Below are 8,513 nucleotides of genomic sequence, written 5' to 3'. Positions count from 1 at the left end.
CTGACCTTCGAACCAAGATCAGGATGATCGGACGACCACGAGGTGGGTCAGATTTGCTCCGCCGTTCAGCGGTCAGTTTTCACCCGACGTCGACACGGTGTTCGGCCTCGACATCGTCATCGGAGCCGCGGACAGCGTGGTGGACCAGCTCAGGCCGCTGCCCGACGCCGTGATCGGCGCCGGGTTCATGCCGTTGACCGCCGTTCTGCCCGCCTGCGACATCGCGGTCCACCACGTCGGCGCGGGCACGACGATGGCCTGTCTGCTCGCCGGGATACCCCAGGTGCTGGTGTCATGGAACGCGGGAACAGACGGACACCGCACGCCGGCTGCACGAACACGGTGCCGCGCGGCACATCAGCGGAGGGAACTTCGCGGCGTCGGCCGTCGTCGAGGCCTGCCGCACGCTGCTCGGCGAGCCGCCGTACCAGGAGCGGGCGAGGGCGCTGCAGGCCGAGGTGGCGGGGCTGCCGTCGCCGGTGCAGCTCGTCGAGACGGTGGAGAAGCTCGCCGGCTGATCAACGGACGACGCACAGCTCCGGGCCGGTCGCCAGGCCCGGAGCTGTCAGACGAACTCGACGGCGCCCTGCGCGTCCGGCTCGCTGAACAACAGCAACTGCTCCGCCTCCGCGGCTGCTTCCGCCTTCTCCTGACGGGTCATGGGCTCGAACGGCTCTACGACGAGCGTCGCGTTCCGCTTGACGCGCTCGATCTTCCAGGTGGCCCGCACCCTGCCGTCGACCAGCAGCGTGGCGGCGACCGCGCCCTGCTGGCCCGGCCGGGTGCGGGTCCGTCCGCCCGCACCCGACGTGATCACTTTCCGCTGTTCCTCCGTCAGCACCCGGCTGCGGTCCGTGTACGCGACCATGAGGTTGTCGTACGCCGGCAGGAAACGGACGGGTGTGGGCGTATCCGCGCCCGGATGCGGGGCGTCGGGAAGGTCGAACATCTCGACCCCCGCCTCGTTGCTGAAGACGACCAGCTCCGGGCGCATCGACTCCAGGAGATCGGCCAACCGGGGCAGTCCTGACCAGGCTTGTACGTCCCGGACCGAGGCCGGCCCGAATGCCGCGAGGTAGCGCCGGACCAGCTCCGCCCGATCCGGCCGGCCGGCGACCGGGGCGCCGAACCAGTCCTCGGCCAGCGCCATCCGGACCCCGCCGCCCTTCTTCCAGGTGCCGCAGGGAGGCACGTGCACCACCGGCACCAGGTACTGCACGGAGTAGCCGAGCGCGATGGGATCGAGCTCCGGCCACCGCTCGCCCAGCAGCCCGCGGAGCTCCACCAGCGTGAGCTCCCGGCCCGACAGCGCCTCGCGGCCGAATGCCACCAGCTCGCCCAGGTCGAGACCCTTGGTCCGCCGGCCGAAGAAGCTCTGCTGTGCGCGGTCCATCACGGGCTGCAGGGTCGGGCGCAGCCAGTCGTAGTCGGCCGCCCCGATGAGGTGGAGCGTGTACCGCATGAGGGTGGAGCGTACGACGGCACGGTCGGTCATCAGGTCCGTGAGGGTCTTGAGGTCAAAGTCCGTGAGCCGGGTCCACAGCCCCTGGTACGGCGGGCTGGGGACCTGCGACTGGAGCCCCAGGAGGTGTGCGATGGCCTCCGGTGCCGTCATCGGCGACCGCTGCAGCAGTAACTGCCGTGCCAGCGTGGCCCGGGTCAGGTCTTGCAGGCTGAGGACTTCGCCGGCGACACGGGTCGAGGCGACGGGGAATGCGACATCAGGCACTGCTGATCCCTTCGGTGTTGGCGGGTGCCCGCACGACCCTACGAGCCCGCTCGATCGCGCAGGGCATCCCGTCAGGATCCGCCTTCGGCCACCGGCGGGCCCGGCGGGCCCGGCGGGCCCGGCGGACGGGGCTGGCGCGGCAGCAGCCGCGCGAGCAGGAACGCGACGAGCAGGAACCCGGCGACCACCCACACCGTACGCATCGCGGAACCGGTCAGGGTCTGGCGCCCGGCCTCTCCCGCGCTGAAGAACAGGGTGCCGAGCACCGCCGCCCCCAGTGACCCGCCGAACTGCTGGACCGCGGTGAAGACCCCGGACGCAGAACCGGTCTCATGCGGGTCGACGGCGGCGAGGACGATACGGAAGATCGCGGCCAGGGTGAGGCCCATGCCCAGTCCGACGGCGAAGAGGGCGGGCGCGAACGTCATGGCGTGCACGCTCTCGTGCGACGGCCCGCTCTGGACGGAGTGCAGGGTGAACCAGAGTCCGACGACACCGATGAACACCCCCGCGAGGCCGAGGTGGATCAGCGTGCGGCCGAGCCGCGCGATGCGCGGAATCCGCGAGGCGAACAGGGCGCACATGGAGCCGATGGCCTGCGGCAGGCTGGTCACGGCGGTCATGAACGGGCTGAAGCCGAACCCCAGTTGGAGGACGCCCGACACGATCAGGGCCAGTCCGACCAGTGCCCCGTACACCAGGAGCACAACCACCAGGCCCCCGGTGAACGCCCGTTTGCGGAACAGCCCCAGGACGACCAGCGGGTCGCCGCCCGTGCGCTGGACGTACAGCTCGTAGCGGCCGAACAGCGCGGCCACCACCACTCCTGCGGCCAGCACCACGAACGACCAGACAGGCCAGCCCAGGCTGCGGCCCTGCACGAGGGGGAAGACGAGGAGCAGGGCGGCACACGACCATCCGTACGGCCGCGCCGTCGAGTCCGTAGTACTGGGTCAGCGCGGCCCGGGTGAGTCCTTCGAGCAGGTCGAGCTGTTCGGCGTGGGGAAGGTGGGAGAACGACGACACGGGGGGCACGGGCTTCCTCAGTGGTCGAGGTGAGTAAAAATCGTAACGCGGGCCGGCCGGTGGCTGGTCTGATCGGCGCGGAATGCACCGCTTTTGGTGACCGCCCCGGCACGGCCGTCGCACGGCACGGGTCGTCGGCTGCCGCCCGGGCGTGCAGCTGCTCCCGGAAGTCCTGGCCGTCGGCGAACGCCGTCTCCGGCTCGCGCTTGCTGCGCAGCCCCTGGTCCTGCCGCTCGACCGCGCCTGGTCGAGTACATCGACAGGGACGTCGCCGACTGGCTCGGGCAGAACAGCCGCGTCCCGACGATCCTGTCCGCTCGTCCCTGACCTGCCCTGGCTACCTCCTGCGGCCGCGAGGTGCGTCGGGTCCGCTCCGGTGCCGGCGGGTGATGCGATCTTGGCCATCCCTACCCTGGTGGCCAGGGTGTACGGCATGAACTTCGCCCACATGCCCGAGCTGAGCTGGACCTACGGCTACCCCTCGCGATGACCACCGCTGGCCTGCTCTAGCTAGCGGGCGTTCCGCAGCAGCGCTGGCTGTAAGGCTCCCCTGGCTGTCCCTGGATCTTGCGAGGGTGTCCCTCGTGCGTGAAAACCCACGGCCGCACCTCCCACCGCGCCTGCCGGATCCACCCCATACCCGGCTGGGCCCGCCCCCTTCCTCGTGGCCGCGGCAGCCCACCACCAACTCAGTGCCCGCCCCGTCGGCGCAGCACTGTTCCCCATGATCACTATGCGCGGCGGTAGCGAACTCACCACCCACGCCGACGCCTGTGGAGTGAACCTAGCCGGCCGGGCCGACACCCCACGCACACGGCAGCAGGGTCGCTGAACCCCCACCGGTAGCCACCGGGCCCGCCCACCAGGAGACCAGCCGTCTCCCCGCCCAGACCCCTCTATCGACCTGCGGCGTTACCGGCCCCTCCGTTGTAGTCTCCACCAAACCGACATGGCACTCCATCAAAAACCAGAGTCCGGAATCGTCAACATATGAGAGTCCCATCTACGGAAGACCCACAGCGCAAACCCCGACATTCAACTCCCAACACGATGATGATCCACCGCTCCCAAACACCCGCAGATCATCAGTGCCACCGCTGCTCGAACCGCTCGTCGGCCGGAAGATCACGTTGTGGCTTCAGCCCGGGCGCCGTCCGACAGTAGGGCTAGGAGCTGTTCCGTGTGGCCGGGCAGCTCCACTTCTGCGAGGCCCGTGATGAGGTCCCTCAGCGGCACGGGCTGATTGACCAGGACCGTGTCGTTTGATAGGAGCAAGGCGGGCACCGGTGTGTCGAGTTCGGCCTCGCTCAGCACCGGCCCGCCGAGTGCGCAGAGGGCGTCTCCTTGGAGGCGGATGCGGTCCCGAAGCCCCGCGTTGCCGCCAGCGAGCGAGATGACGCGTTCAATGGTCCAGGTGTCGAGCGCGATGCGGTTGTCGTACGTCGTGTTTGCTCCCGCAGCGATGCAGGAGACGGCGGCGATGGTGGCGGCGTTGACGATGGCGACGTGCGCCAGAATCTGCTCAGCGTTCCATTCGCCGGTCGGCGGGACGGGGCTCGTGTCGCCAGAGTCAGCCACTGTGGCAGCAGCGTCCAGCAGCGCGCGGTAGGCGTCCCGAAGCGGGGTGGTGTCCATCGTGTCGTCTTCTTTCTGCGGTCGTGCGCGGGGGTGAATACGGGAAGGCTTGTGGCGAGTGCCGTCTCAGGCGTGCCCGCGTGACATCTCCCATGGCGCCTGTGGGAGGACATCGCCGGTCTCAAGCAGCGACTTGAGGTTCGCCAACACGGCCGGCCATCCGCGCGAGATGCCGTTGAGCATCTCCTGGTTGGGGAGATGCTCGTGGGTCACGGTGAGGCGGACGATGTCCTGGTGTGGTTCGACGAGAAAGGTGACAACCGACGGTTCTCTTGGCGTTTCAGCGTCGGGGGCGTCCTCGAAGGTGATGACCAAGCGCGTCGGGGGCTCGGCCTTGATCACTTGACCGACGACATCGACGGCGTCTGATCCGTCGACGCGTCGATGCTCCCAGGTCGAGCCCGGCTGCCAGTCCGAGACGTTGGCGTGTCCCCAGTAGCGCGCCGTCAGGTCCGCGTCCGTCAGGGCTTGCCACACCTGCTCCGCACTTGCGCGGATGTAGGTGACATAGACGTAGGTCGGCACGGACGTGGGTCCGTTGGTCATGGCGTACTCCTCCCCCCTGCCCGCCGCTACGGCGGCTAGCTTGGGCGGGTGGCCAGGTACTCCGGCCAGCTTCCGCCGGTGAAGGCGGCCCAGCGCTCCGCTGTACGGGGGTCGATGCCGAACAGATCGGAGATCACGATGGGCGGCAGGTCGGCGAGCGCTTCAATCATTGCGGTGTTCCGTGCCGCGCGGGCGGGCAGGCCGTGGCGCCGCATGGTGTCCGCCAGCCCCAGAGGGTTACGCGGCCGACCGGGACTGTGTCCAGGCAGGAGATACCGGTTCCCGTCCGGGCCGCTGTGGCGGGGCATGCTGTTGGGAGTCACTTCGCGGATCTCCACGTAATCAATGTCGGTGGGTTTTGATGTCGCTCGGGTGGAGCAAGGCCACTGTTCAACCGATACGGTTGGGCTCGTGGAGGAGTCGGCCGTGTGGGCAGACCGCTCCTCCCCACCCTGTCAAGGGCGGTGTCGCGTCGCGAGGGCCTATCTCATCCTGGTGGCGGAATGACGACGAGGCTCAGCAGGAACAGTGACGTCCGCATCCGCAGAGCCTAGGATCGGTCTGTTTGTACACCCGAGACCACTCGAGAGACCTTTGCCCGGTGATGGAGTCGGCGTGGGGTGCGCGTCCCTGCTCCACGCCAGCACTGGACGGTTCCAGGCGATGACCACGGGTCGGCACATCAGGACGCCGACGACCCCGTGTGGTCCGCCCCGCCGGGCAGCGAAAGGGACGCGCCGTGTCGTCGGCGACCTACCACACCCTGCTCCGCACCCCCGGTGCCGCAGCCTTCTTCCTCACCGCCACCGCCGGCCGCATCGGCATCGCCATGACCAGCCTCGGCATCATCTGGCTGGTACACGGCCAAACCGGCTCCTACGCCGTGGCCGGCCTGGTGACCGGCGGTTTCGCCGTCGCCGAGGCACTGGTCGGGCCGCAACTCGCCCGGCTGATCGACCGCTTCGGCCAGACCCGCGTGCTGCCACCCGCCCTCCTCGCCCACACCACCGCCGTGGTTTCGCTGCTGGCCCTGGTCGAAAACGGCAGTCCGAATTGGCTAATGACGGCGGCCGGAGCGCTAGTGGGCGCCACGATCCCGCAGCTCGGCGCGCTGTCGGCCGCCCGCTGGTCGGCGCTGCTACGAGGCGAGCGGGCCGCAGCGCTGCCCACCGCCTTCGCCCTGGAATCGCTCAGCAACGGGCTGTGCTACCTGGCCGGACCGGCCCTGGTCACCGCGGTCGGAGCGAGTAGCAACCCGGCACATGGCATGGTGCTGGCCACGACTTTGGTGGTTGGTGGCGGACTGGCCTTCGCCGCGCAGCGCCGCACAGCGCCTGCGACGGCTGGCGCTGCTGAGCGCAAGCGCGCAGGCCGCTCGCTGCTGCGGTCGGGTTTCGCGGCGCAGGTCGGCGTCAACCTCACCCTGGGCCTGTACTTCGGCGCCATGCAGGTCTCGGTGACGGCCTTCGCGGTAGAGCACGGCGCGGCGGACACGGCCGCGCCGCTTTACGCGGTGTCGAACTGCGCCAGCCTGCTGGCCGGCTGGCTCTACGGTCTGCGCCGGTGGCGCGGCGCGCCGCAGGTACAACTGGCGCTCGTGACAGCCGGGTTGGCACTCAGCTGCCTGCCGCTGCTCGCTGCCGACTCATTTCTAGGGCTGGGGCTCGCGCTCGCTGTCACCGGCCTGGCCGTCCCCCCGATCCTGGTGCTCTCCTCGGTGCTCACTGCAGCATCTGTAAACCGGGCCGCTCTCACCCAGGCGTTTACCTGGCTGAACTCGGCGAGCGCCGCAGGTTCGGCCGGTGCGGCAGCGATGTCCGGACGCGCGGTGGACGCATACGGCGCACACGGCGGCTTCGCGATCGCTGCGGCGGCCACCTCCGCGATGGCAGTGCTGGCCGCGGCCCATGCGCGCGCTGCGTGGGGCCGCCCGATCAACTCTGAGCTCCCGCCTCACATTCCAACGAGATGATCAGCTCACCCATCGGGACAGCGACTACGGATAGATGCTTGTACTCGTTCAACGTCGGGAGGACAGTGCGCGGACGACTCATCCCGGCCAGTACGGGCTGACCAGCGGTAGCGATCAGCTGGCCTCGGCTCGTTCGGCCTGGGCCTTGGCGTGGGCGAGCCGGTAGGACTCAGTACCGGTTGGGAGGTCACAGCTGCCCGAACGTATCGACCGCGACCTGACCGCCCAGGGAATACCGCAGCTCTCGAATACGAACGCTTCACCAGTGACTCGACCCGCAGACCGGTCGTCGTCGGGCTCCACAAGGTTCCGGGCCAGGTCAGGGGTCCTTTGCCCTGGCCCGAGTCTTGTCGGCCGTGCTGTCACGAGTCGGCATTCCATGCGACATCCTCTGGCATCCACTGCGACCAGTCCTCGATGCGTTCAGCGGTGACCGGTGTGACCAGCGTGCCCGCCGGATGAGCAGAGGCGATGGTCCTGAACCTGCCTCGCCGAATGTGCCGGGGCTCGCCCGGCAACGGTTCGCCTACCACGACCTGAACCACCTCGCAGGTCGGCTCCCTGGGGCCGCCAAGGAGGTAGTTCACGCCTGGCTTCAGCTCTTGCGAAGGGACAGAGACCGAGAATTCCTCCGAGCGCATGGTCCGAATCGGCTCTGCGAGCGTCATCGTTGGTGCCTCCAGCTCGACGCTGATCAGGTAGCCGCCGCGGGCGGATTCGTCCTCGTCGTCACTCGGAACGTAGTCAATGTGCTTGGCTTGGCGGTTGGGCCGCTTCAGGAACCTCATGGTTCATTTTCCCCGCGACGCAGACCGGGGCACGCCGTGAGGCAGTTGACCAGGCCGTCTGCTCTGAGTCTCCGACCCCGGCACTGCGCCGTCGATCTTGATGACAACAAGCCTGCCTTGATGACAACTATCGTGCTTCGGCTCAAGAGGGCGAGCCCCGGATCCGGCGGCGGTGACAACTAACGCTGCGAAGTGACAGCTATCGCTGCGAGTCACAGCAGGTCAGGGCCGGTTTGGGGTTGCCCCCTTCCAGTAAAGAGAGTACGATTACTCATGTCGGAACGCGGGCGGCAACCCGAACCGGCACCCCAACCCACCAGCGAGGGAGCACCGTTCATGAACAGCACCGGCTACGCCTGGGGGACCACCGACGGGGGCGCATGGCTGACCATCCCCCGCAGCTACCACAAGGCTCCCGTCCTCACCGAGACGGCTGAACAGGCCCAGCGCCCCTACCCGGGAGCCGACACCCTCGCCCGCGTGGAGCGCTACACCCACCCCGCAGTCACCGGCAGCGGCCGGGCCTTCAAGATCCTCGAAATCGTCCAACACGGCTGACCAGCAGCGCCCCCATGCCGGTCCGGACGGCAATCCGGACCGGCACCCCAACCCACCACCCCCGAAGGAGCCGGCATGCCCGCCGCCCTCGTCCGCCGGACCGCCTCCACCCGCACCGACCAGGGCCCGCGGCGGCCGGAAGGTCTTCCGTGCCTTCCTGCTGGACGCGGCGGAGTTGGTGGCGTCGCACGGCGGCTCGATGTCCGGGGAGCACGGTGACGGGCGGGCCCGTGGCGAGCTGCTGCCCCTGATGTACTCA

General features: G+C 68.9%; 8 protein-coding genes and 3 pseudogenes. 5 read left to right on the top strand and 6 right to left on the bottom strand.

Translation table 11 applies throughout. The annotated features are described in order from the left end of the window. Positions 1-97 precede the first annotated feature (97 nt). Positions 98-244, top strand: a pseudogene (locus EFK10_RS53215) (hypothetical protein); the annotation flags it as partial. 321 nt (positions 245-565) lie between these two features. On the opposite strand, the gene EFK10_RS12515 reads toward EFK10_RS53215, so the two are convergent. Next, positions 566-1,729 carry a winged helix DNA-binding domain-containing protein gene (locus tag EFK10_RS12515; protein WP_240677178.1) on the bottom strand — a complete coding sequence of 388 codons (1,164 nt, stop codon included), beginning with the start codon at positions 1,727-1,729 and terminating at the stop codon, positions 566-568. Between the two features lie 71 nt (positions 1,730-1,800). Next, the gene (locus EFK10_RS12510) at positions 1,801-2,610 is read right to left on the bottom strand and encodes an MFS transporter (RefSeq protein WP_164835957.1); all 810 of its coding nucleotides are present in this window, start codon (positions 2,608-2,610) and stop codon (positions 1,801-1,803) included. Positions 2,611-3,137: 527 nt separating this feature from the next. Here EFK10_RS12510 and EFK10_RS12505 point away from each other — a divergent pair. Then, positions 3,138-3,236: pseudogene (locus EFK10_RS12505) on the top strand (CorA family divalent cation transporter); the annotation flags it as partial. 644 nt (positions 3,237-3,880) lie between these two features. Here the strand turns inward: EFK10_RS12505 and EFK10_RS12500 are convergent. The 3 genes from EFK10_RS12500 to EFK10_RS52015 form a co-directional block, all read right to left on the bottom strand. After that, entirely contained in the window at positions 3,881-4,390 is a 510-nt protein-coding gene (locus tag EFK10_RS12500) for a hypothetical protein (RefSeq protein ID WP_127355793.1), read from the bottom strand. A 66-nt stretch (positions 4,391-4,456) separates the two neighbouring features. Beyond that, positions 4,457-4,936 carry an SRPBCC family protein gene (locus tag EFK10_RS12495; protein WP_240677177.1) on the bottom strand — a complete coding sequence of 160 codons (480 nt, stop codon included), beginning with the start codon at positions 4,934-4,936 and terminating at the stop codon, positions 4,457-4,459. 35 nt (positions 4,937-4,971) lie between these two features. After that, entirely contained in the window at positions 4,972-5,106 is a 135-nt protein-coding gene (locus EFK10_RS52015) for a hypothetical protein (RefSeq protein ID WP_265737505.1), read from the bottom strand. 569 nt (positions 5,107-5,675) lie between these two features. On the opposite strand from EFK10_RS52015, the gene EFK10_RS12485 reads away from it, so the two are divergent. After that, a complete protein-coding gene (locus EFK10_RS12485; protein ID WP_127355792.1) occupies positions 5,676-6,908 on the top strand; it encodes an MFS transporter in 1,233 nt (410 codons plus the stop codon). 362 nt (positions 6,909-7,270) lie between these two features. Here the strand turns inward: EFK10_RS12485 and EFK10_RS12480 are convergent, their stop codons facing one another. Continuing rightward, positions 7,271-7,696, bottom strand: coding sequence for a hypothetical protein (locus EFK10_RS12480; RefSeq protein WP_127355791.1), 426 nt, complete (start codon positions 7,694-7,696; stop codon positions 7,271-7,273). Positions 7,697-8,032: 336 nt separating this feature from the next. Between EFK10_RS12480 and EFK10_RS49995 the strand changes: the two genes are divergently transcribed. Together EFK10_RS49995 and EFK10_RS53210 are read left to right on the top strand one after the other, a co-directional pair. After that, on the top strand, positions 8,033-8,254 hold the full coding sequence (locus EFK10_RS49995; protein WP_127355790.1) for a hypothetical protein: 222 nt from the start codon (positions 8,033-8,035) through the stop codon (positions 8,252-8,254). Between the two features lie 133 nt (positions 8,255-8,387). Continuing rightward, positions 8,388-8,513: pseudogene (locus EFK10_RS53210) on the top strand (FAD-linked oxidase C-terminal domain-containing protein); the annotation flags it as partial.

It is taken from the genome of Streptomyces soli, assembly GCF_003999195.1.
Taxonomy (GTDB): domain Bacteria; phylum Actinomycetota; class Actinomycetes; order Streptomycetales; family Streptomycetaceae; genus Actinacidiphila; species Actinacidiphila soli.
Note: the sequence above shows the minus strand (reverse complement) of the source record. Positions and strands in the feature narration are given on the sequence as shown.